Here is a 23,410-nt window from a genome sequence, read left to right as displayed (position 1 = left end):
GAAAGCCGGCTGATATAGCCGGTTTTTTTATGCCTGCTCCTCGGCGATCAGCGGCAGTTCAAGACGGAATGTGGTGCCCTGATCGATGACGCTGATGCATTCGATCCGCCCACCATGGTGATCCACCACGGCCTTGACCATCGATAACCCCAGCCCCACGCCATCGATGCCCTTGGCGGAAGAAAAGCGCCTATATTGGCTGAACAGATCAGGTAGTTCTTCAGCCGCAATGCCTTTGCCCTGATCGGTCAGTTCGCAGTGCAGCCAGTCATCGTGGCAACGAACGCGCAACCGAACCGTTGACCCGTTCGGGCTGTACTTGATCGCGTTTTCCAACAGATTGAACAGCGCACGGGTCAGCAAGCCCTGGTCCGCCAGCACCAGACGTTCCTGGGATTGTTCATCCATATCGTTCAGCAGCTCGATACACTTTTGCTGGGCAATGGGCAGAGCCTGATCCAACACGTCCATCACCAACATCGCAAACAGACTCGGCTGGAACTGATAGGCCTTGGATTCGGCCCGCGCCAGCAGCACGAAACCATCGGTCAGCTCCAGCGCCCGACGTACCTGGCGTTCAATCTGCTCGAACAACGGCGAATCGGTCCCGGCCTGATGTCGATGGACATCAAGCAGAGCGAGGATCGCCGAATGTGGCGCACGCAGGTCATGGGACAGAAAACGCAGCAGCACGCCGCGCTGTTCTTCGGCGGCACGCTCGGCGCTCAGATCGGTAAGGCTTAGCAGCCAGCCAATCGGTGTGTCGCCGTCCACCGGTAACAATGCTGCGCGTTCCAGCCGCAAACTGCGCTCCTTGTGATCACGAAACTCCACTAGGGGCAGGTCAGACAACAGTGGGTGCGACGCTGTGGATAAATCCGGATAGCCAAGACGCGCCAATCGATCGAGGACTTCATCACCGACCAGATCACTGCCGAACAAGTCACGCGCCTTGCGGTTGCCCAACAGGATCTGACCTTTGGGATCACTGATCAGGGTCGCGACCGGCAGATACTCCAGGCCATCGGCGATGAAGCGACGGGTGTCACGCGTGCGGCTCATGGCCTGTTCAAGGGCCATGATCTGGCCTTGCAGTCGGTCGCCACTGGCAAATTGGGTACGGCGACGTTCGGGGAACACCTTCGGTTCATCGTCCAGCCGGGACAACTCCCAGCCGAAGTAGGTCAGCACGACACTCAGACGTCGCCAGTTCCAGATCAGATAACCGAACAGCATTCCCAGCACGGCCGGCGTGGGCGACCACCAACGCTGAACTTCTGCCAGGCCGGCACTGGTCAGCAGCACGCCAACCATGCCGATCAGCGTGAGCCAGAGCGCCAGACGCGGTCGCCACAGCAATAACCCCAGCACGATGGCCACCAGCGCGGTAGAGAGCAGTGCGCCACTGACTGGCGCCGGATCATGCAGATTGATCTGCGCACGCCAGGACAACAATGCAGTCAGCGGCAACAGCACTAGACTTATCCACACCCACTCGCGCACCAGTTGCCGAAACAGGCGTTGAACCTGACTTTGCACACGGCTTTCGTGGCGGCGTCGGTTAATCATGGAAAACAGGGCAGGGCGGGTTGAATGGTTTCATAGGCGACAGGTCTGAGGACGTGGACCCGAAGAATCATAGCGGCTCACCCCACGGCGTGCCGCTTACTTTCACTGCTTTGGTCGAACCGCCGGTGTCGACCCCCCATTACCCAAGCGACAAGGAATCCCGCGTATGCGCGTTGCGATACTGGACGATGAACCCGCCGAACTGCGCCGGGTCGAGCAGACCCTGCAACAAATGGCCGAGGCCGGCGAACAGCCCTGGTCGCTGCACAGTTTCGAACGCGGAGAAGACCTGCTGCGACAATTGCGTCGGGAAACCTTCGACCTGCTGATCCTCGACTGGCAACTTCCCGACCTCACCGGCCTGTCGCTGCTGCGCTGGACCCGCGAGCACATGGAAGCCCCGCCGGCCGCCATCATGCTGACCAGCCGCGACGGCGAAAGCGATATCGTCCAGGCCCTGAATGCCGGCGCCGACGATTACGTCAGCAAGCCCTTTCGTCCTAACGAGTTGAAGGCCCGTGTCACCGCCGTGCTGCGTCGACACAGCCATCAGCGCCCGACCGTGGCCAATGTCCTGCGTTTCAATGATCTGGTATTTGATGACGCCGAGTTGACTGTTACCCGTGAGGGAAAGCCGATCATGATGACCGAGCGCGAGTACCGCCTCGCCCACTGCCTGTTCAGCAACCTGGGCCGGCCGTTGTCGCGGGACTATCTATATGAACGGTTCTGGCCCCATGAAGAGATGGCCTCGTCACGGCCACTGGATACCCACATCTATCGCCTGCGCAACAAGCTCGGGCTGACAGCGGATCGGGGTTGGCAGTTGCTGACGATTTATGGGTATGGGTATCGGTTGGAGAGTGTGGTGTCTGCAGGCGAGTGAACCGCAGGCAATAAAAAAGGCCAACGCATATGCGTTGGCCTTTTCGTTGGTGCCGACCGGGATCAGAAATCCAGGTTGGACACCGCCAGAGCATTGCTTTCGATGAAGTCACGGCGAGGTTCGACCGCATCACCCATCAGGGTGTTGAAGATCTGGTCTGCGCCGATGGCGTCTTCGATGGTGACTTTCAGCATGCGGCGCACGCTTGGGTCCATGGTGGTTTCCCACAGCTGATCCGGGTTCATCTCGCCCAGACCTTTGTATCGCTGGATGGTGTGGCGCTTGGTGCTTTCGGCCATCAGCCAGTCCAGGGCTTCCTTGAACTCGGTGACCGCTTTCTTGCGCTCGCCACGCTGGATGTACGCGCCTTCGTCGAGCAGGGTGCTCAGTTGAGCGCCGAGGGTGACGACGGTCTTGTAGTCGTTGCTGCCGAAGAAGTCGCGGTTGAAGGTGACGTAGTTCGACAAGCCGTGGGAGATCAGTTCGACCTCTGGCAGCCACACGCCACGTTCGCGGTCTTCACGCAGGCTGGCCTTGTAGACCAGGCCCGACTTCTCGACGGTGCGCAGACGGACTTCGTACTGGGCCAGCCAATCTTGCATCTTGGCGTGGTCGCCGAGCATTTCCAGGCTGACGGCCGGCAGGTAAATGAAGTGCTCGGTCAGCTCCTGCGGGTACAGGCGCGACAGACGCTTGAGGGTCTTCATCACCATGCGGAAGTCGTTCACCAGACGTTCCAGCGCTTCGCCGGAAATGCCCGGGGCGTCTTCGTTCAGGTGCAGGCTCGCATCTTCCAGGGCCGACTGCGTCATGTACTCTTCCATGGCGTCGTCGTCTTTGATGTATTGCTCTTGCTTGCCTTTCTTGACCTTGTACAGCGGCGGCTGGGCGATGTAGATGTAGCCGCGCTCGATCAGCTCAGGCAACTGACGGAAGAAGAAGGTCAGCAGCAGGGTACGGATGTGCGAACCGTCGACGTCAGCATCGGTCATGATGATGATGTTGTGATAGCGCAGCTTGTCGATGTTGTACTCTTCGCGACCAATACCGCAGCCCAGCGCGGTGATCAGCGTGCCCACTTCCTGGGACGAGATCATCTTGTCGAAACGGGCTTTCTCGACGTTGAGGATCTTGCCCTTCAGCGGCAGGATGGCCTGGGTCTTGCGGTTACGTCCCTGCTTGGCAGAGCCGCCCGCGGAGTCACCTTCCACGAGGTACAGTTCGGACAGCGCCGGATCTTTTTCCTGGCAGTCAGCGAGCTTGCCCGGCAGGCCGGCGATGTCCAGCGCGCCTTTGCGGCGGGTCATCTCACGGGCCTTGCGCGCCGCTTCACGGGCACGGGCGGCGTCGATCATCTTGCCGACGACCAGCTTGGCCTCGTTGGGGTTTTCCAGCAGGAAGTCCGAGAAGTACTTACCCATTTCCTGTTCGACCGCGGTCTTCACTTCGGAAGACACCAGCTTGTCTTTGGTCTGGGAGCTGAACTTCGGATCCGGCACCTTCACCGAGATGATCGCGGTCAGGCCTTCACGGGCATCGTCACCGGTGGTGGCGACTTTGTGCTTCTTCGCCAGACCTTCCTGCTCGATGTAGTTGTTCAGGTTACGCGTCAGTGCAGATCGGAAGCCCACCAGGTGGGTGCCGCCGTCGCGCTGTGGAATGTTGTTGGTGAAGCACAACAGGTTCTCGTTGAAGCTGTCGTTCCACTGCAGGGCGATTTCCACGCCGATGCCGTCTTCACGCTGGATATTGAAGTGGAACACCTGGTTGACCGCAGTCTTGTTGGTGTTCAGGTATTCAACGAACGCACGCAGGCCGCCTTCGTACTTGAACAGCTCTTCCTTGCCGCTGCGCTCGTCCTTGAGGACGATACCGACACCGGAGTTGAGGAAGGACAGTTCACGAATACGCTTGGCCAGGATGTCCCAGCTGAAGTGAATGTTCTTGAAGGTTTCCTTGGAAGCCTTGAAGTGAATCTGGGTACCGGTGGTTTCGCTGTCGCCAACGATCGCCATCGGCGCTTGAGGTACGCCGTGGACGTAGGTCTGCTCCCAGATTTTGCCGCTGCGGCGAACGGTCAGGACCAGCTCTTCGGACAGCGCGTTTACTACCGAAACACCTACACCGTGCAGACCGCCGGACACCTTGTAGGAGTTGTCGTCGAACTTACCGCCGGCGTGGAGGACGGTCATGATGACCTCGGCGGCGGAAACGCCTTCCTCTTTGTGCACGTCTACCGGGATGCCACGACCGTTATCTTTGACGGTAATGGACTCATCCGGGTGGATGATGATGCTGATGTCGTCGCAATGGCCGGCGAGGGCTTCGTCGATCGAGTTGTCGACCACCTCGAACACCATGTGGTGCAGACCGCTGCCATCGTCGGTGTCACCAATGTACATACCGGGACGTTTGCGCACGGCATCCAGGCCTTTCAGCACTTTAATGCTCGATGAGTCGTACGTATTTTCTTCGCTCAATGCCTTCACTCCCGATGGTCGTGGGTCTGGGTGATACGGCCCTGTTCCACGTGGAACAGAGCGACTGGCGTTTCCGTCTGCCAGCCTTCCCTCAATAATTCGTGATCTACACAGGTGATAAAGACCTGGCAGCGTAAGTCTTCCAGCAAGCGGCACAGCGCGCGACGGTGGCTCTCGTCCAGCTCGGACGGCAAGTCATCCACCAGATAAATACACTGGCCGCGTCGGGCCTGACTCACCAGATGCCCTTGGGCAATCCGCAACGCACAGACCACCAACTTCTGCTGCCCCCGGGACAAGATGTCCGCGGCGTTGTGTGCGCCCAATCTAAGACGCAAGTCAGCCCGTTGTGGCCCGGCCTGGGTATGACCCATTTGCTGGTCCCGTTGCACGGATCCGGCAAGTACGGCGCTCAATTCCCGGTCCTTGTCCCAGCCTCGGTAATAGCTGAGCGTCAAACCTTCGAGCTCAACCAGTTCGCTCAAGGTTTGTTCAAAGACTGGTTTCAAGGCTTTGATGTAAGCGCGGCGGTATTCATCGATTTCAGCGCTGGCCTGGCACAGTTCCCTGTCCCAAACCGCTTGCGAAACGGCGTCAAGTGTACCATGCCGCAGCCAGGAGTTTCTCTGGCGCAAGGCCTTCTGCAAACGCTGCCATGTGGCCATGAACCGCGGCTCGACGTGGAATACGCCCCAGTCGAGAAACTGCCGGCGAATCTTTGGCGCACCTTCCAGCAGACGGAAGCTGTCGGGGTTGATCAACTGCAGCGGCAGGATCTCCGCCAGTTGCGCGGCACTGCGGGCATTCTGACCGTCGATGCGGATCTGGAATTCGCCCTGACGATCGCGAGAGATCCCCAATGCACTGTGGCCACCTTCGGCAAGCTCGACCTGACCGAATACGGTACAGGCAAGCTGTTCATACTGGATGACCGGTAATAGCCGGGTGCTACGAAACGAACGGGCAAGCCCCAGCAGATGAATGGCTTCCAGAACACTGGTTTTGCCGCTGCCGTTGGCGCCGTAAAGAATATTGATTCGGGGGGAGGGGGAGAAGGTCACCGGGTGCAGATTGCGCACCGCGGTGACCGAGACGCGACTTAGCGACATCCAGAGTCAGCTGATTACAGACGCATCGGCATGACAACGTAAGCCGAATCGTCATTGTCGGACTCTTGCACCAGCGCACTGCTGTTGGAGTCGGACAGAATCAGGCGAACCTGCTCGGTGGTCATCACGCCCAGCACATCGAGCAGATAGCTGACGTTGAAGCCGATTTCCAGGGAGCCGCCGTTGTATTCCACGCCCACTTCTTCTTCCGCTTCTTCCTGTTCCGGGTTGTTCGCCTGGATCTTCAGCTGACCGCTGGCCAGTTGCAGACGGATGCCACGGTACTTCTCGTTGGACAGAATCGCGGTACGGCTGAACGCTTCGCGCAGCGCCTGACGATCACCCAGTACCAACTTGTCGCCGCCCTTCGGCAGAACGCGCTCGTAATCCGGGAACTTGCCGTCCACCAGTTTCGAGGTGAACGTGAATTCGCCAGTGGTCGCACGGATGTGGTGCTGACCCAGGACGATGCTGACGTTGCCGTCCGGCTCGGTGAGCAGACGTGCCAGTTCGAGAATACCTTTACGCGGCACGATCACCTGATGACGATCCTGCTGACCGATGTCGGCCTGCATCGAGCACATCGCCAGACGGTGACCATCGGTGGCCACGGCACGGATTACACCGGTCGAGACTTCCAGCAGCATGCCGTTGAGGTAGTAACGCACGTCCTGTTGGGCCATGGCGAAACTGGTGCGTTCGATCAGGCGACGAAGCTTGCTTTGATCCAGGCTGGTGGTCAGCGAGCCCGGGCCTTCTTCCACAGTCGGGAAGTCATTGGCCGGCAGGGTCGACAGGGTGAAACGGCTACGGCCGGCTTTCACCACCAGCTTCTGCTCGTCAACCTTGATGTCGATCAGCGCATCGTTTGGCAGGCTTTTGCAGATATCCATCAGCTTGCGCGCAGGCACAGTGATGGAGCCCGTTTCAGCCGGCTCCTCGAGTTGCACGCGACCGACCAGTTCGACTTCCAGGTCGGTACCGGTCAGCGACAGTTGCTGGCCATCGACAACCAGCAGCACGTTGGACAGTACCGGCAAGGTCTGTCGGCGCTCGACGACGCCTGCGACCAGTTGCAGGGGTTTCAACAGGGCTTCGCGTTGAATGGTGAAATGCATGGTCTAGTCCCTTGCCTTAATAAGCTGCGCTGGTGTTCATCAAGTGGTCAGAGTACGCAGCAGGTTCTTGTAGTCCTCGCGGATGTCCGCGTCGGATTCCTTAAGCTCGTTGATCTTGCGGCAGGCGTGCAACACCGTCGTGTGGTCACGACCGCCAAACACATCGCCGATTTCCGGCAGGCTGTGGTTGGTCAGTTCCTTGGACAGTGCCATGGCGACCTGACGCGGACGAGCGACCGAGCGCGAACGGCGCTTGGACAGCAAGTCGGAGATCTTGATCTTGTAGTACTCGGCGACGGTGCGCTGAATGTTATCCACAGAGACCAGTTTGTCCTGCAATGCCAACAGATCTTTCAGGGATTCGCGAATCAACTCGATGGTGATGTCGCGGCCCATGAAGTGCGAGTGGGCGATCACGCGCTTCAGCGCGCCTTCCAGCTCACGGACGTTGGAGCGAATACGCTGGGCAATGAAGAACGCCGCATCGTGTGGCAACTCGACTTTGGCCTGGTCAGCCTTCTTCATCAAGATGGCTACACGGGTTTCCAGCTCCGGCGGCTCGACGGCGACCGTCAGGCCCCAGCCGAAGCGGGATTTGAGGCGCTCTTCAAGGCCTTCGATTTCTTTCGGGTAGCGATCACTGGTGAGAATGACCTGCTGGCCACCTTCAAGCAGGGCATTGAAGGTGTGGAAAAACTCTTCCTGGGAACGTTCCTTACGGGCGAAGAACTGAATGTCGTCGATCAGCAAGGCGTCAACCGAACGGTAGAAGCGCTTGAACTCGTTGATCGCGTTCAGTTGCAGCGCCTTGACCATGTCGGCCACGAAACGCTCGGAATGCAGGTACACGACCTTGGCATTCGGATTCTTCTTTAATAGATGGTTACCCACCGCGTGCATCAAGTGGGTTTTACCCAGACCGACGCCGCCATAAAGGAAGAGCGGGTTGTAGCCGTGCTTGGGGTTGTCTGCCACTTGCCAGGCCGCCGCACGGGCGAGCTGGTTGGATTTACCTTCGACGAAGTTCTCGAAGGTAAAGGTGCGGTTCAGGTAGCTGGTGTGCTTGAGCGCGCCTTCGACCTGGACGGTACGCTGTTCGGCACGCACTGGCGCTTGCTGAGAAGCCGCGCCGGCCATCGGGTCGAAGCTGTCGCGGGACGGCTCTTCGCTGACTTCCTCGGTTTTTTGCGTCGCACGCTTAGCCGGGGTTGGAGCCGATGCTGGTGCCGGAGCGCTGACGGGTGCGGCATTGGCCTGAGCCAGGGATGCAGCAGCGGCGGCCAACGGTGCATTCGGCGCGGCACGCGGTGCAGAACTGCGCTTGCTGCCTATTAATAAGGAGAGCGACGGCGCCAAGCCGTTGCCATGCTCATCCAGCAGTTCGAGGACGCGTCCCAGGTACTTTTCGTTGACCCAGTCCAGAACAAAACGGTTCGGTGCGTAGACACGCAACTCGTCGCCTTCGGCTTCGACCTGTAATGGACGGATCCAGGTGTTGAATTGTTGGGCTGGCAGCTCTTCGCGCAAAAGCTCCACGCACTGCTGCCAAAGTTCCACTGACACGGAAATCCCCTAAGTTGAAAGCCGGTGAGGCAAAAACAAGCGGCCATTGTAGCGGCGGGACGTTCACTTATCCACATGCAGGTTGCCCGGTGGACATGATTTATCAATGCATTAACCGGTGAAAAAGCGACCGACGGTGTGTGAATAAGCTCTGTGGATAACCGTAACTGAGGGCACTGGACAAGTGGGGGCGAAACTCGGTGGATAACGCGCCTGTGGATAACAGCACTTTCCACACACAGGTTATCCGACAGCGCAGCACAGGCTGAACACGGTTTTCCACCGTAGTTGTCATTCTCTGTACATCACGCGGAACAAGGTCTCAGAGCAGTTATCCACAGAAGAGGGCCGTCCCAGCTTTTACAAGCTTTACAGAAAAGCTTTAGATAATTCCCTTCTTTATTTTTATGTCTGGCGTACAAGGTTTCGAGCCTGGAGGCATCGGAGATCTATTTATAAGGAAACGTTGGTTGGAAATTGACCTATTGCCTTGCTTTCTCTAGAATCCCCGGTCTCTTAAAACGGGGGCCATTCCGGCCCGTTGTGGACGAACCAGGTAACACGACATGAAACGTACTTTCCAACCAAGCACTATCAAACGCGCTCGTACCCACGGTTTCCGTGCTCGCATGGCTACCAAGAACGGTCGTGCCGTACTGTCGCGTCGTCGCGCCAAAGGCCGCGCACGTCTGGCAGTTTGATAATCCGGCACTGGAGGTGAGTCAGGACTTCAGTCGGGAAAAGCGTCTGCTTACTCCCCGGCATTTCAAGGCAGTCTTTGACTCCCCTACCGGCAAGGTTCCGGGGAAAAATCTCCTGCTCCTTGCGCGCAACAACGATCTCGATCACCCCCGTCTCGGGCTGGTCATCGGGAAAAAGAGCGTAAAGCTCTCCGTCGAGCGCAATCGCCTCAAACGTCTGATGCGCGAATCGTTTCGCCTGCACCAGGATTCACTGGTCGGCTGGGACATTGTGATCGTCGCGCGCAAAGGTTTGGGTGACGTAGAAAACCCCGAATTGATTCAGCATTTCGGCAAACTCTGGAAGCGTCTGGCACGTAACAAGCCGGTACCAGCAGTCAAAACCGAAACTGTAGGGGTAGACAGTCCTGATGCGTAAACTGGCACTCGTTCCGATCCAGTTTTATCGCTACGCCATTAGTCCCCTGATGGCTGATCACTGTCGTTTCTACCCCAGTTGTTCCTGCTACGCGTTGGAAGCCATCGAAAATCATGGCCTTCTGCGCGGTGGCTGGCTGACCTTTCGTCGTTTAGGTCGCTGTCATCCGTGGAATCCCGGTGGTTATGACCCGGTTCCACCTATCCCTACCTCCCGTTCTTCTTCGATGGCCGAGTAATCATGGATATCAAACGCACGATCCTGATCGTCGCCCTGGCAATCGTGTCCTACGTCATGGTTCTTAAATGGAACCAGGACTACGGCCAGGCTGCCCTGCCGACTCAGAATGTTGCTTCCAGTACGACTACATCCGGTTTGCCGGACACAGCCACTGGCAATAGCGCTGCAGCCAGTGACGATATTCCGCGCGCCGCAAGCGATACTAGCGCACCTGCCGAAACACCGGTCGCCGCCAGCAAGGATCTGATCCAGATCAAAACCGACGTGCTCGATCTGGCGATCGATCCACAGGGCGGTGACGTTGCGCAACTGACCTTGCCACTGTATCCGCGTCGTCAGGATCGTCCGGATGTTCCGTTCCAGCTGTTCGACAACGGCGGCGAGCGTACTTACCTGGCACAAAGCGGTCTGATCGGCGCCAACGGTCCGGACGCAAGCCCGGCCGGTCGTCCGGTTTACGCGTCGGAGAAGAAAAGTTATCAACTGGCTGACGGTCAGGACCAATTGGTCGTCGACCTGAAGTTCAGCAAGGACGGCGTCAACTACATCAAGCGTTTCACCCTGAAACGTGGCCTGTATGACGTGACCGTGACTTATCTGATCGACAACCAGAGCGCTCAGCCTTGGTCCGGTTCGATGTTTGCCCAGCTGAAACGCGATGCAAGTGCCGATCCTTCGTCGACCACTGCTACTGGCACTGCGACTTACCTTGGCGCCGCCCTGTGGACAAGTTCCGAGCCGTACAAGAAAGTGTCCATGAAAGACATGGACAAAGGTCAGCTCAAGGAAACCGTCACCGGTGGCTGGGTAGCCTGGCTGCAACACTACTTCGTAACTGCATGGGTTGCTCCGAAGGGCGAAAACAACATCGTCCAGACCCGTAAGGACAGCAAAGGCAACTACATCATCGGTTACACCGGTCCTTCGTTGACCGCTGCACCGGGTGCAAAGGTCGAGACCAGCGCTGTTCTGTACGCCGGTCCGAAAAGCCAGGCAGTGCTGAAAGAGTTGTCCCCAGGTCTGGAACTGACCGTTGACTACGGCATTCTGTGGTTCATTGCCCAGCCAATCTTCTGGCTGCTGCAACATATCCACGCCATCGTCGGCAACTGGGGCTGGTCGATCATCTTCCTGACCATGCTGATCAAGGGGATTTTCTTCCCTCTGTCGGCTGCCAGCTACAAGTCGATGGCCCGCATGCGTGCCGTGGCGCCGAAACTGGCTGCACTGAAAGAGCAACATGGCGATGACCGGCAGAAAATGTCGCAAGCCATGATGGAGCTGTACAAGAAAGAGAAGATCAATCCACTGGGTGGCTGCTTGCCGATCCTGGTTCAGATGCCGGTTTTCCTTTCGCTGTACTGGGTTCTGCTGGAAAGCGTGGAAATGCGCCAGGCGCCGTTCATGCTGTGGATTACCGACCTGTCGATCAAGGATCCGTTCTTCATCCTGCCGATCATCATGGGCGCGACCATGTTCATCCAGCAGCGTCTGAACCCGACTCCTCCGGATCCGATGCAGGCCAAGGTGATGAAAATGATGCCTATCATCTTCACCTTCTTCTTCCTGTGGTTCCCGGCGGGTCTGGTGCTGTACTGGGTTGTGAACAACTGCCTGTCGATTGCTCAACAGTGGTACATCACGCGTAAGATCGAAGCGGCGACGAAAAAAGCCGAGGCGTAACTTACTCTGTGGATAACACCACTCAAAACGCCCCCTAGTGGGGCGTTTTGCTATCTGCCATTTTTGTCTGGATACCGGTTTATGAGCGCACCTCGTGAAACCATCGCAGCCGTCGCTACCGCCCAGGGCCGTGGCGGCGTGGGCATCGTTCGAATTTCCGGGCCGCTGGCCAGCGTTGCGGCCAAAGCCATCAGCGGCCGCGAGCTGAAGCCCCGATTTGCCCACTACGGCCCCTTCTTCAGTGACGATCAACAGGTGCTGGATGAAGGTCTGGCGCTGTATTTCCCCGGGCCGAACTCTTTCACCGGTGAAGATGTGCTGGAACTGCAGGGCCACGGCGGTCCGATCGTCCTCGACATGCTGCTCAAGCGTTGCCTGGAACTGGGTTGCCGACTGGCGCGGCCGGGTGAGTTCAGCGAACGCGCCTTCCTCAATGACAAACTCGACCTGGCTCAGGCCGAGGCCATTGCCGATCTGATCGAAGCCAGTTCTGCACAGGCTGCACGCAATGCTTTGCGTTCCTTGCAGGGCGCGTTTTCCCAGCGTGTGCATAACCTCACCGAACAACTGATCGGTCTGAGGATTTACGTCGAGGCAGCCATCGATTTCCCGGAAGAAGAGATCGACTTCCTTGCCGATGGCCATGTATTGAGCATGCTCGACAAGGTACGCGGCGAGTTATCCACCGTACTACGTGAAGCCGGGCAGGGTGCGCTGCTGCGTGATGGCATGACGGTGGTGATTGCCGGTCGTCCGAATGCCGGCAAATCCAGCTTGCTGAACGCACTGGCCGGGCGAGAAGCCGCCATCGTGACGGAAATCGCCGGCACGACCCGGGATATCCTGCGCGAACATATCCACATCGATGGCATGCCGCTGCATGTCGTAGACACCGCCGGATTGCGCGATACCGACGACCATGTGGAAAAAATCGGCGTCGAACGTGCGTTGAAAGCCATTGGCGAAGCCGATCGGGTGCTGTTGGTGGTCGATGCCACGGCCCCGGAGGCGGCCGACCCGTTCGCGTTGTGGCCTGAATTCCTCGAAACCCGACCAGATCCGGCAAAGGTCACCCTGATTCGCAATAAAGCGGATCTCACCGGTGAAGCGATAGCCCTGGAAGTCAGCGACGATGGGCACGTAACTATCAGTCTGAGCGCCAAGGCTGCCGGCGAAGGCCTGGATCTGCTGCGTGATCACCTCAAGGCCTGCATGGGCTACGAACAGACCTCAGAGAGCAGCTTCAGCGCACGCCGTCGTCACCTGGAAGCACTGCGTCATGCCAGCGCGGCCCTGGAGCACGGTCGTGCACAGCTGACTCTGGCAGGGGCTGGCGAACTGTTGGCAGAAGATCTACGTCAGGCTCAGCAGTTCCTCGGGGAAATTACCGGGGCGTTCAGCTCCGATGATCTGCTCGGGCGGATCTTTTCCAGCTTCTGCATCGGTAAATAACCCTTCCGTCGTCCACAGGCAGGTCCATTCGCGACCTGTCTGTTTCTCCTTTTCGCATTCCTTCCCTTCCAGTGCCGGGCAAATTCCTTCTCCCTGAGCGGATTTCCCCTGTCCGCAGCATGCTCATTCATCCGATTTCTGTGGATTAAGCCCTGTGAATAACTGCCGCTGAGGGCAGTTGATAACAGGGCCTGGAAACTGAACATAACTGCATCTGTGGATAACCGCACCATTCATCCACAGGCTTACACCGGTTATCCAAGGGCCTCATGGCTACATGGACACAGGGTTTTAAATCTCTGTACATATTGAAAATAAAGGTCTGTAGCAATCTATCCACAGAAAGCATGGGCAGTAAGAATAAGCTTTAAAACAAAGGTTTTATAAATTTCTCTCTTTTTTATTCTTTTAACCGCGAGTTCTCCACAGCTGGTTAAATTTTGTGCAAAGGGTTCTTTAGGAAGGGCGAAGTCCCTATACTTGTCGACCAGGTCCAGAAACCTGATCTCAAACTATTCCTGAATTACCTACTTAAGCAGGCACGAGGTGCGTGGTGGATTTCCCTTCCCGTTTTGAAGTGATCGTCATCGGCGGCGGTCATGCCGGTACCGAGGCAGCACTGGCCTCAGCACGCATGGGTGCAAAAACCCTTCTGCTGACGCATAACGTGGAAACCCTCGGTGCCATGAGTTGCAACCCGGCCATCGGCGGCATTGGCAAAAGCCATCTGGTCAAGGAAATCGATGCCCTCGGCGGCGCGATGGCCATCGCTACCGATCTGGGTGGCATCCAGTTTCGCGTGTTGAACAGCCGTAAAGGCCCTGCCGTACGTGCAACCCGTGCACAGGCCGACCGGATTCTTTACAAGGCAGCTGTCCGCGAAATCCTGGAAAACCAACCGAACCTGTGGATATTTCAACAAGCCGCCGACGATCTGATTGTCGAGCAGGAACAAGTACGCGGTGTCGTTACGCAAATGGGTCTGCGTTTCTTCGCCGATTCCGTTGTGTTGACCACCGGTACTTTCCTGGGCGGACTTATCCACATCGGTTTGCAGAATTTTTCCGGCGGTCGCGCCGGTGACCCGCCATCGATCGCCCTGGCGCATCGTTTGCGTGAACTGCCGCTGCGTGTCGGTCGCCTGAAAACCGGTACGCCTCCGCGTATCGACGGCAAGTCTGTGGATTTCTCGGTGATGACCGAGCAACCAGGTGATACGCCGATCCCGGTGATGTCGTTCATGGGCAACAAGGAACAACATCCACGGCAAGTCAGTTGCTGGATTACCCACACCAACGCCCGTACCCACGAAATCATCGCGGCAAACCTCGACCGTTCGCCGATGTATTCCGCTGCAGGCGAAATCGAAGGCATCGGCCCGCGTTACTGCCCGTCCATCGAAGACAAGATCCACCGCTTTGCCGACAAGGAAAGCCATCAGGTGTTCATCGAGCCGGAAGGCCTGACCACCCATGAGCTGTATCCGAACGGGATATCCACAAGCCTGCCGTTCGACGTGCAATTGCAGATCGTGCAATCGATTCGCGGCATGGAAAACGCGCACATCGTGCGTCCGGGTTATGCGATCGAATACGACTACTTCGATCCTCGCGACCTGAAGTACAGCCTGGAAACCAAAGTAATCGGCGGTCTGTTTTTCGCTGGCCAGATCAACGGCACCACCGGTTACGAAGAAGCCGGCGCCCAGGGTTTGCTGGCTGGTGCGAACGCTGCACTTCGTGCGAAGGGCAAAGAAGCCTGGTGCCCGCGTCGCGATGAAGCGTACATCGGGGTATTGGTCGACGACCTGATTACCCTCGGTACTCAAGAGCCGTACCGCATGTTCACTTCCCGTGCCGAGTACCGCCTGATCCTGCGTGAGGACAACGCCGACCTGCGTCTGACCGAAAAAGGTCGCGAACTGGGTCTGGTCGATGACGCGCGTTGGGCGGCGTTCTGCAAGAAGCGCGAAAACATCGAGCTGGAAGAGCAGCGTCTGAAAAGCACCTGGGTTCGCCCGGGCACCCAGCAGGGCGATGCAATTGCAGAAAAATTCGGCACTCCGCTGACTCACGAATACAACTTGCTCAATCTCTTGAGCCGTCCGGAAATCGACTACGCTGGTCTGGTCGAAGTAACCGGGCAGGGCGCCGAAGATCCACAGGTCGCCGAACAGGTCGAGATCAAGACCAAATACGCCGGTTACATCGACCGTCAACAGGACGAAATCGCCCGTCTGCGTGCAAGCGAAGACACGAAACTGCCTGTGGATATCGATTACACCAACATTTCCGGTCTCTCCAAGGAGATCCAGAGCAAGCTGGGTACCACACGTCCCGAGACGCTGGGCCAGGCTTCGCGGATCCCGGGTGTGACCCCGGCAGCGATTTCGCTGTTGATGATTCATTTGAAGAAACGCGGCGCGGGCCGTCAGTTGGAGCAAAGCGCTTGAGTTCTAAGGTCACTTCGCAACACGCCGAAGAGTTATCCACAGGAGCCCGCGAGCTCGGTGTCAATCTCACTGAAACCCAGCACGAATTGCTGCTGGGCTATCTCGCCCTGTTGATCAAATGGAACCAGGCCTACAACCTGACCGCCGTTCGCGATCCGGACGAAATGGTGTCCCGTCACTTGCTCGATAGCCTCAGTGTGATGTCGTTCATCGAAAACGGTCGCTGGCTGGACGTCGGCAGCGGCGGCGGCATGCCGGGGATCCCTTTGGCGATCCTGTATCCGGACTCGCAAGTGACCTGCCTGGACAGCAACGGCAAGAAAACCCGCTTCCTGACTCAGGTCAAACTCGAACTCAAACTGGACAACCTGCAAGTTATCCACAGTCGCGTCGAAGCGTTCCAGCCTGCACAGCCATTCAACGGGATCATTTCCCGGGCATTCAGCAGCATGGAGAACTTCACCAACTGGACTCGCCACCTCGGCGATGCCGATACGCGCTGGCTGGCAATGAAGGGCGTTCATCCGGCCGATGAGCTGGTAGCATTGCCGGCAGACTTCAAACTCGATAGCGAACACGCCCTGGCCGTACCCGGTTGCCAAGGCCAACGCCATCTGCTGATACTGCGCCGCACGGCATGATTGGGAACACAAGCAAGAATGGCTAAGGTATTCGCGATAGCGAACCAGAAGGGTGGTGTGGGCAAGACCACCACCTGCATCAACCTCGCAGCATCCCTGGTCGCGACCAAGCGCCGGGTGCTGTTGATCGATCTCGATCCACAGGGCAACGCCACCATGGGTAGCGGTGTGGATAAACATGGCCTGGAAAACTCGGTCTACGACCTGCTGATCGGCGAATGCGATCTGGCCCAGGCCATGCACTACTCCGAACACGGCGGTTATCAACTGCTGCCGGCCAACCGCGACCTGACAGCGGCCGAAGTGGTTCTGCTGGAAATGCAGATGAAGGAAAGCCGTCTGCGCAGCGCGCTGGCGCCGATCCGTGAAAACTACGATTACATTCTGATCGACTGCCCGCCGTCGCTGTCGATGCTCACGCTGAATGCGCTGGTTGCCGCTGACGGGGTCATTATCCCCATGCAGTGCGAGTATTTTGCGCTCGAAGGTTTGAGCGACCTTGTGGATAACATCAAGCGCATCGCCGAATTGCTGAACCCGAACCTGAAAGTCGAAGGCCTGCTGCGGACCATGTATGACCCGCGCCTGAGCCTGATGAACGATGTATCGGCCCAGCTCAAGGAACACTTCGGCGATCAGTTGTACGACACGGTGATCCCGCGCAACATCCGCCTGGCCGAAGCCCCTAGCTACGGCATGCCGGCGCTGGCCTACGACAAGCAATCGCGTGGCGCGCTGGCCTATCTGGCCCTGGCGGGCGAGATGGTTCGCCGTCAGCGCAAAAATTCACGCATCGCCGCTGCTCAGCCAACTTAAGGAATCCCCATGGCCGTCAAGAAACGAGGTCTCGGACGAGGACTGGATGCACTGCTGAGCGGTCCGACTGTCAGCTCGCTGGAAGAACAGGCGGCGCAGGCTGACAGCCGTGAGTTGCAGCACCTGCCGTTGGACCTGCTGCAACGCGGCAAGTATCAGCCACGCCGGGACATGGATCCGCAGGCGCTGGAAGAGCTGGCGCAGTCGATCAAGGCCCAGGGCGTGATGCAGCCGATCGTGGTTCGCCCGATTGGCGGTGGTCGTTTCGAGATCATCGCCGGTGAACGTCGCTGGCGCGCAAGTCAGCAGGCCGGGCAGGAAACCATTCCTGCGATGGTTCGCGACGTGCCGGATGAAACCGCGATCGCCATTGCGCTGATCGAGAACATCCAGCGCGAAGACCTCAATCCGATCGAAGAAGCGGTAGCCCTGCAGCGCTTGCAGCAGGAATTCCAGCTCACCCAGCAACAGGTCGCCGAGGCTGTGGGTAAGTCCCGCGTCACCGTGGCCAACCTGTTGCGCCTGATTGCGCTGCCAGAAGTCATCAAGACCATGCTGTCCCATGGCGACCTGGAAATGGGTCATGCCCGTGCGTTGCTCGGTCTGCCGGACAATCAGCAGGTGGAAGGGGCGCGACATGTTGTCGCACGCGGTCTTACCGTGCGCCAGACTGAGGCACTGGTTCGTCAGTGGCTGAGCGGCAAACCCGAGCCTGTGGAACCTGCAAAACCGGACCCGGATATTGCCCGCCTCGAGCAGCGTCTGGCCGAGCGCCTAGGCTCTGCGGTGCAGATCCGCCACGGGAAGAAGGGAAAGGGTCAGTTGGTGATTGGTTACAACTCCCTCGATGAGCTTCAAGGTGTGCTCGCACACATCCGCTGAAACAATTCCTCTTGTAGCGCGCAGTCGGAAATCACTACCTGACAGTTGAATAGGGGCAGAACCGCCCCTATACTCTGCGCGCATTTTGTCGGCACAAATTATGCCAAGTTATTGAATTTCGGCAGCCGACCATTGGAGAGCAATAGTGATGGAAACCCGCAAGCCAAACCGCCTGCCGTTCCATCGCCTGGCGGTTTTTCCGGTGTTAATGGCTCAATTTGTCATTTTGCTCATTGCCGCTTTGGCGCTCTGGCAATGGCACGGAGTCGTTGCCGGATACTCGGGACTTTGCGGAGGCCTGATAGCCTTGCTGCCCAATGTTTATTTCGCTCACAAGGCATTTCGGTTTTCCGGCGCCCGAGCAGCCCAGTCCATCGTCCGGTCTTTCTATGCCGGCGAGGCAGGCAAACTGATTTTGACGGCAGTGCTGTTTGCACTGGTGTTTGCAGGTGTGAAGCCACTGGCGCCGATCGCTGTATTCGGCGCCTTCGTGCTGACTCAGTCGGTCAGCTGGTTCGCTCCCCTGCTGATGAGAACAAGACTTTCGAGACCTTAGGGCGTTTGAGGCAACCATGGCAGAAACAACCGCTTCGGGCTATATCCAGCACCACTTGCAGAACCTGACCTTCGGTCAGCTACCCAACGGCGGCTGGGGCTTTGCCCACTCCGCAGCAGAAGCCAAGGAAATGGGCTTCTGGGCTTTCCACGTCGATACCCTCGGCTGGTCGGTCGCATTGGGCCTGATCTTCGTCATTCTTTTCCGCATGGCGGCCAAGAAGGCGACTTCCGGTCAGCCAGGCGCACTGCAGAACTTCGTTGAAGTCCTGGTCGAATTCGTCGATGGCAGCGTGAAAGACAGCTTCCATGGCCGTAGCCCGGTGATCGCACCGCTGGCACTGACCATCTTCGTATGGGTGTTCCTGATGAACGCCGTCGACCTGGTACCGGTCGACTGGATTCCTCAGTTGGCCATCCTGATCTCCGGCGACCACCACATCCCGTTCCGTGCCGTGTCGACTACCGACCCGAACGCGACCCTGGGCATGGCGTTCTCGGTTTTCGCACTGATCATTTTCTATAGCATCAAGGTCAAGGGCCTCGGCGGCTTCATCGGCGAGCTGACCCTGCACCCGTTCGGCAGCAAGAACATCTTCGTTCAGGCGCTGCTGATCCCGGTGAACTTCCTGCTGGAATTCGTGACCCTGATCGCCAAACCGATCTCTCTGGCTCTGCGTCTGTTCGGCAACATGTATGCCGGCGAGCTGGTGTTCATCCTGATCGCTGTGATGTTCGGCAGCGGCCTGCTCTGGCTCAGCGGCCTGGGCGTTGTCCTGCAGTGGGCGTGGGCTGTGTTCCACATCCTGATCATCACCCTGCAGGCGTTCATCTTCATGATGCTGACCATCGTCTACCTGTCGATGGCGCACGAAGAAAACCATTAAGACCAGTCTCGACTAGTCTGATGTCCTTCCCGGTAAAACGGGGAGGGGCTCCTCACGGGGCACCATGAAACGATTTGTTTTACCGCTTTAATCTAAAAAACCTAAACCATACGACGTAAAAGTCGGGAGGAAAGATGGAAACTGTAGTTGGTCTAACCGCTATCGCTGTTGCACTGTTGATCGGCCTGGGCGCACTGGGTACCGCAATTGGTTTCGGCCTGCTGGGCGGCAAGTTCCTGGAAGGCGCAGCGCGTCAGCCAGAAATGGTTCCAATGCTGCAAGTTAAAATGTTCATCGTTGCCGGTCTGCTCGACGCCGTAACCATGATCGGTGTTGGTATCGCTCTGTTCTTCACCTTTGCGAACCCGTTCGTTGGTCAAATCGCTGGCTAATCATTCGGATTTTCCGAGTGATTTGGTGTGATGGACAACGTAACTGCGAGGTGTTGGCGTGAACATTAATGCGACCCTGATTGGCCAGTCCGTTGCGTTCCTGATTTTTGTACTGTTCTGCATGAAGTTCGTATGGCCTCCGGTCATCGCAGCTCTGCACGAACGTCAAAAGAAGATCGCTGATGGTCTGGACGCTGCCAGCCGTGCAGCTCGCGACCTGGAGTTGGCCCAAGAGAAAGCGGGTCAGCAACTGCGCGAAGCGAAAGCTCAGGCAGCTGAAATCATCGAGCAAGCCAAGAAACGCGGTAACCAGATTGTCGAAGAGGCCGTTGAAAAGGCCCGTGTCGACGCTGACCGTGTGAAGGTTCAGGCTCAAGCCGAGATCGAACAGGAACTGAACAGTGTCAAAGACAAGCTGCGCGCCCAAGTGGGCTTGCTGGCTGTCGGCGGCGCCGAGAAGATCCTGGGTGCCACAATCGATCAAAACGCGCACGCAGAGCTGGTTAACCAACTGGCTGCTGAAATCTAAGCGAGGGCGATCATGGCAGAACTGACCACGTTGGCCCGACCTTACGCTAAGGCGGCCTTCGAGCACGCTCAGGCCCACCAGCAACTGGCCAATTGGTCAGCCATGCTCGGCCTGGCTGCAGCGGTGTCGCAAGACGACACCATGCAGCGCGTGCTCAAGGCCCCGCGACTGACGAGCGCAGAAAAGGCCGCCACGTTCATTGACGTGTGCGGCGACAAGTTTGATGCCAAGGCACAGAACTTCATCAATGTCGTTGCCGAAAACGACCGTCTCCCGCTTCTGCCGGAGATCGCTGCTCTTTTCGACCTGTACAAGGCCGAACAAGAGAAATCGGTAGACGTTGAAGTGACCAGTGCTTTTGCATTGAACCAAGAACAGCAAGACAAACTCGCCAAGGTTCTCAGTGCACGACTCAACCGGGAAGTGCGCCTGCAAGTTGCGGAGGACGCTGCCCTCATAGGTGGTGTCGTTATCCGCGCCGGCGACCTGGTTATCGATGGCTCGATTCGCGGCAAAATCGCGAAACTTGCCGAAGCATTGAAATCTTGAGTTTGAAGGGGCAGCAGAGCAATGCAGCAACTCAATCCTTCCGAAATAAGTGAAATTATCAAGGGCCGCATCGAAAAACTCGATGTGACCTCCCAAGCCCGTAACGAAGGCACTGTCGTCAGCGTATCTGACGGTATCGTGCGGATTCACGGTCTGGCCGACGTCATGTACGGCGAGATGATCGAGTTTCCGGGCGGCGTCTACGGTATGGCCCTCAACCTGGAGCAAGACTCCGTAGGTGCCGTTGTACTGGGCGCATACACGACTCTGGCTGAAGGCATGAGCGCCAAGTGCACCGGCCGCATCCTCGAAGTTCCGGTTGGTAAGGAACTGCTGGGCCGCGTTGTCGATGCACTGGGTAACCCTGTTGACGGCAAAGGTCCACTGGGCAACACCGAGACCGACGCGGTCGAGAAAGTTGCTCCGGGCGTGATCTGGCGTAAGTCGGTAGACCAGCCTGTACAGACTGGCTACAAGGCTGTCGATGCCATGATCCCTGTCGGCCGTGGCCAGCGTGAGCTGATCATCGGTGACCGTCAGATCGGTAAGACCGCTCTGGCGATCGACGCGATCATCAATCAGAAAGACAGCGGCATTTTCTGCGTCTACGTGGCAATCGGTCAGAAGCAATCGACCATCGCCAACGTGGTTCGCAAGCTGGAAGAAAACGGTGCACTGGCTAACACCATCATCGTTGCAGCGAGCGCTTCGGAATCTGCAGCACTGCAATTCCTGGCTCCGTACTCCGGTTGCACCATGGGTGAATTCTTCCGCGACCGCGGTGAAGACGCGCTGATCGTTTATGACGATCTGTCCAAGCAAGCAGTGGCTTACCGCCAGATTTCCCTGCTGCTGCGCCGTCCACCAGGACGTGAAGCTTACCCAGGCGACGTGTTCTATCTCCACTCCCGTCTGCTGGAGCGCGCATCCCGCGTTTCGGAAGAGTACGTAGAGAAGTTCACCAACGGCGCAGTGACCGGCAAAACCGGTTCCCTGACCGCACTGCCGATCATCGAAACCCAGGCTGGCGACGTTTCCGCGTTCGTTCCGACCAACGTGATTTCCATCACCGACGGTCAGATCTTCCTGGAATCGGCCATGTTCAACTCGGGCATCCGTCCTGCAGTGAACGCCGGTGTTTCGGTATCCCGTGTGGGTGGTGCCGCTCAGACCAAGATCATCAAGAAGCTGTCCGGTGGTATCCGTACCGCTCTGGCTCAGTACCGTGAACTGGCAGCATTCGCCCAGTTCGCTTCTGACCTGGACGAAGCGACCCGCAAGCAACTTGAGCATGGTCAGCGTGTTACCGAGCTGATGAAGCAGAAGCAATACGCACCTATGTCGATCGCTGACATGGCGCTGTCGCTGTATGCCGCTGAGCGTGGGTTCCTGACTGACATTGAAATCGCCAAGATCGGCAGCTTCGAACAAGCGCTGATTGCTTTCTTCAACCGCGATCACGCCGACTTGATGGCGAAGATCAACGTTAAAGGTGACTTCAATGACGAAATCGACGCTGGCCTGAAAGCCGGTATCGAGAAGTTCAAGGCCACCCAAACCTGGTAAGCCGCAGCGGGAGCCGCAAGGCTCCCGCTTGCTAACCTGATAGGTGTTACATGGCAGGCGCAAAAGAGATTCGCAGTAAGATTGCGAGCATCAAAAGCACGCAAAAAATTACCAGCGCCATGGAAAAAGTGGCGGTCAGCAAAATGCGCAAGGCACAAATGCGCATGGCTGCTAGCCGTCCTTATGCGGAGCGTATCCGCCAGGTAATTGGGCATCTGGCCAACGCCAACCCGGAATACCGCCATCCGTTCATGATCGACCGCGCCATCAAGCGCGTCGGCTATGTCGTGGTGAGCAGTGACCGTGGTCTGTGCGGCGGCTTGAACACCAACCTGTTCAAGGCCCTGGTCAAGGACATGGCGGTAAACCGCGAAAACGGCGTCGAGATTGATCTGTGTGTCGTTGGTAGCAAGGGTGCGGCCTTTTTCCGCAACTTCGGCGGTAACGTCGTTGCAGCTATCAGCCACCTGGGTGAAGAGCCGTCGATCAATGATCTGATCGGCAGCGTCAAGGTGATGCTGGATGCCTATCTGGACGGCCGTATTGACCGCCTGTCCGTGGTATCCAACAAGTTCATCAACACCATGACGCAACAGCCTACCGTGGAGCAGTTGATTCCACTGGTAGCGACCCCGGATCAGGATCTCAAGCACCACTGGGACTACCTCTACGAACCAGACGCCAAAGAGCTGCTTGACGGCTTGATGGTGCGTTACGTGGAGTCGCAGGTGTACCAGGCGGTGGTCGAGAACAACGCGGCCGAACAAGCTGCGCGGATGATCGCGATGAAGAACGCTACCGACAACGCCGGTGATTTGATCAGCGATTTGCAGCTGATCTACAACAAGGCGCGTCAGGCTGCGATCACCCAAGAGATCTCGGAAATCGTCGGCGGCGCTGCCGCGGTTTAACGGTTCAAATA

General features: G+C 57.7%; 22 protein-coding genes. 17 read left to right on the top strand and 5 right to left on the bottom strand.

The features are described from left to right. Window positions 1–27 precede the first annotated feature (27 nt). Window positions 28–1,569: an ATP-binding protein gene (locus NH234_RS00995; RefSeq protein ID WP_367255393.1), complete on the bottom strand. Its 1,542-nt coding sequence runs from the start codon at window positions 1,567–1,569 to the stop codon at window positions 28–30. Window positions 1,570–1,735: 166 nt separating this feature from the next. On the opposite strand from NH234_RS00995, the gene NH234_RS00990 reads away from it, so the two are divergent. Further along, window positions 1,736–2,455, top strand: coding sequence for a response regulator transcription factor (locus NH234_RS00990; RefSeq protein ID WP_367255391.1), 720 nt, complete (start codon window positions 1,736–1,738; stop codon window positions 2,453–2,455). A gap of 62 nt (window positions 2,456–2,517) precedes the next feature. Here the strand turns inward: NH234_RS00990 and gyrB are convergent, their stop codons facing one another. From gyrB to dnaA, 4 genes are read right to left on the bottom strand one after another with little or no spacing between them, the layout of a single operon-like run. Further along, the gene (gene gyrB, locus NH234_RS00985) at window positions 2,518–4,935 is read right to left on the bottom strand and encodes a DNA topoisomerase (ATP-hydrolyzing) subunit B (RefSeq protein ID WP_085686140.1); all 2,418 of its coding nucleotides are present in this window, start codon (window positions 4,933–4,935) and stop codon (window positions 2,518–2,520) included. 5 nt (window positions 4,936–4,940) lie between these two features. After that, complete coding sequence (gene recF, locus NH234_RS00980; protein ID WP_003220208.1) at window positions 4,941–6,044, bottom strand: DNA replication/repair protein RecF; 1,104 nt, start codon at window positions 6,042–6,044, stop codon at window positions 4,941–4,943. A 14-nt stretch (window positions 6,045–6,058) separates the two neighbouring features. Continuing rightward, window positions 6,059–7,162 carry a DNA polymerase III subunit beta gene (gene dnaN / locus NH234_RS00975; protein ID WP_085733897.1) on the bottom strand — a complete coding sequence of 368 codons (1,104 nt, stop codon included), beginning with the start codon at window positions 7,160–7,162 and terminating at the stop codon, window positions 6,059–6,061. Between the two features lie 39 nt (window positions 7,163–7,201). Next, on the bottom strand, window positions 7,202–8,725 hold the full coding sequence (gene dnaA, locus NH234_RS00970) for a chromosomal replication initiator protein DnaA (RefSeq protein WP_085733898.1): 1,524 nt from the start codon (window positions 8,723–8,725) through the stop codon (window positions 7,202–7,204). Window positions 8,726–9,291: 566 nt separating this feature from the next. Here dnaA and rpmH point away from each other — a divergent pair. The 16 genes from rpmH (at window position 9,292) to atpG (ending at window position 23,399) form a co-directional block, all read left to right on the top strand. After that, window positions 9,292–9,426, top strand: a complete 135-nt coding sequence (gene rpmH, locus NH234_RS00965) for a 50S ribosomal protein L34 (RefSeq protein WP_003213577.1) — start codon at window positions 9,292–9,294, stop codon at window positions 9,424–9,426. A gap of 16 nt (window positions 9,427–9,442) precedes the next feature. Beyond that, window positions 9,443–9,844 (top strand): ribonuclease P protein component, encoded by a 402-nt coding sequence (gene rnpA / locus NH234_RS00960; RefSeq protein WP_011336726.1) that lies wholly within the window; start codon window positions 9,443–9,445, stop codon window positions 9,842–9,844. Then, window positions 9,837–10,082, top strand: coding sequence for a membrane protein insertion efficiency factor YidD (yidD, locus tag NH234_RS00955; protein WP_010565858.1), 246 nt, complete (start codon window positions 9,837–9,839; stop codon window positions 10,080–10,082). Before rnpA ends, yidD begins: the two co-directional genes overlap by 8 nt. A gap of 2 nt (window positions 10,083–10,084) precedes the next feature. After that, window positions 10,085–11,767, top strand: coding sequence for a membrane protein insertase YidC (gene yidC / locus NH234_RS00950; RefSeq protein ID WP_085733899.1), 1,683 nt, complete (start codon window positions 10,085–10,087; stop codon window positions 11,765–11,767). 81 nt (window positions 11,768–11,848) lie between these two features. Next, on the top strand, window positions 11,849–13,219 hold the full coding sequence (gene mnmE, locus NH234_RS00945) for a tRNA uridine-5-carboxymethylaminomethyl(34) synthesis GTPase MnmE (protein ID WP_085733900.1): 1,371 nt from the start codon (window positions 11,849–11,851) through the stop codon (window positions 13,217–13,219). 553 nt (window positions 13,220–13,772) lie between these two features. After that, window positions 13,773–15,671: a tRNA uridine-5-carboxymethylaminomethyl(34) synthesis enzyme MnmG gene (mnmG, locus tag NH234_RS00940; RefSeq protein WP_085733902.1), complete on the top strand. Its 1,899-nt coding sequence runs from the start codon at window positions 13,773–13,775 to the stop codon at window positions 15,669–15,671. Next, window positions 15,668–16,312, top strand: coding sequence for a 16S rRNA (guanine(527)-N(7))-methyltransferase RsmG (rsmG, locus tag NH234_RS00935; protein ID WP_007911906.1), 645 nt, complete (start codon window positions 15,668–15,670; stop codon window positions 16,310–16,312). Before mnmG ends, rsmG begins: the two co-directional genes overlap by 4 nt. Window positions 16,313–16,330: 18 nt before the next feature. Next, window positions 16,331–17,128: a ParA family protein gene (locus tag NH234_RS00930; RefSeq protein WP_007954142.1), complete on the top strand. Its 798-nt coding sequence runs from the start codon at window positions 16,331–16,333 to the stop codon at window positions 17,126–17,128. 9 nt (window positions 17,129–17,137) lie between these two features. Next, entirely contained in the window at window positions 17,138–18,010 is an 873-nt protein-coding gene (locus NH234_RS00925) for a ParB/RepB/Spo0J family partition protein (protein WP_011336720.1), read from the top strand. Window positions 18,011–18,158: 148 nt separating this feature from the next. Beyond that, window positions 18,159–18,566, top strand: a complete 408-nt coding sequence (locus tag NH234_RS00920; RefSeq protein ID WP_003229783.1) for a F0F1 ATP synthase subunit I — start codon at window positions 18,159–18,161, stop codon at window positions 18,564–18,566. A gap of 16 nt (window positions 18,567–18,582) precedes the next feature. Continuing rightward, window positions 18,583–19,452: a F0F1 ATP synthase subunit A gene (atpB, locus tag NH234_RS00915; protein WP_085733904.1), complete on the top strand. Its 870-nt coding sequence runs from the start codon at window positions 18,583–18,585 to the stop codon at window positions 19,450–19,452. A 134-nt stretch (window positions 19,453–19,586) separates the two neighbouring features. Then, window positions 19,587–19,844, top strand: a complete 258-nt coding sequence (gene atpE / locus NH234_RS00910) for a F0F1 ATP synthase subunit C (RefSeq protein ID WP_003097235.1) — start codon at window positions 19,587–19,589, stop codon at window positions 19,842–19,844. Window positions 19,845–19,902: 58 nt separating this feature from the next. After that, window positions 19,903–20,373 carry a F0F1 ATP synthase subunit B gene (locus NH234_RS00905; protein WP_007954149.1) on the top strand — a complete coding sequence of 157 codons (471 nt, stop codon included), beginning with the start codon at window positions 19,903–19,905 and terminating at the stop codon, window positions 20,371–20,373. Window positions 20,374–20,385: 12 nt separating this feature from the next. Next, window positions 20,386–20,922 carry a F0F1 ATP synthase subunit delta gene (locus tag NH234_RS00900; RefSeq protein ID WP_007911956.1) on the top strand — a complete coding sequence of 179 codons (537 nt, stop codon included), beginning with the start codon at window positions 20,386–20,388 and terminating at the stop codon, window positions 20,920–20,922. A gap of 21 nt (window positions 20,923–20,943) precedes the next feature. Beyond that, on the top strand, window positions 20,944–22,488 hold the full coding sequence (atpA, locus tag NH234_RS00895; protein ID WP_085606310.1) for a F0F1 ATP synthase subunit alpha: 1,545 nt from the start codon (window positions 20,944–20,946) through the stop codon (window positions 22,486–22,488). A gap of 50 nt (window positions 22,489–22,538) precedes the next feature. Beyond that, window positions 22,539–23,399: a F0F1 ATP synthase subunit gamma gene (atpG, locus tag NH234_RS00890; RefSeq protein WP_008084419.1), complete on the top strand. Its 861-nt coding sequence runs from the start codon at window positions 22,539–22,541 to the stop codon at window positions 23,397–23,399. Window positions 23,400–23,410: the final 11 nt, after the last annotated feature.

It is taken from the genome of Pseudomonas sp. stari2, assembly GCF_040760005.1.
Classification (GTDB): domain Bacteria; phylum Pseudomonadota; class Gammaproteobacteria; order Pseudomonadales; family Pseudomonadaceae; genus Aquipseudomonas.
Note: the sequence above shows the minus strand (reverse complement) of the source record. Positions and strands in the feature narration are given on the sequence as shown.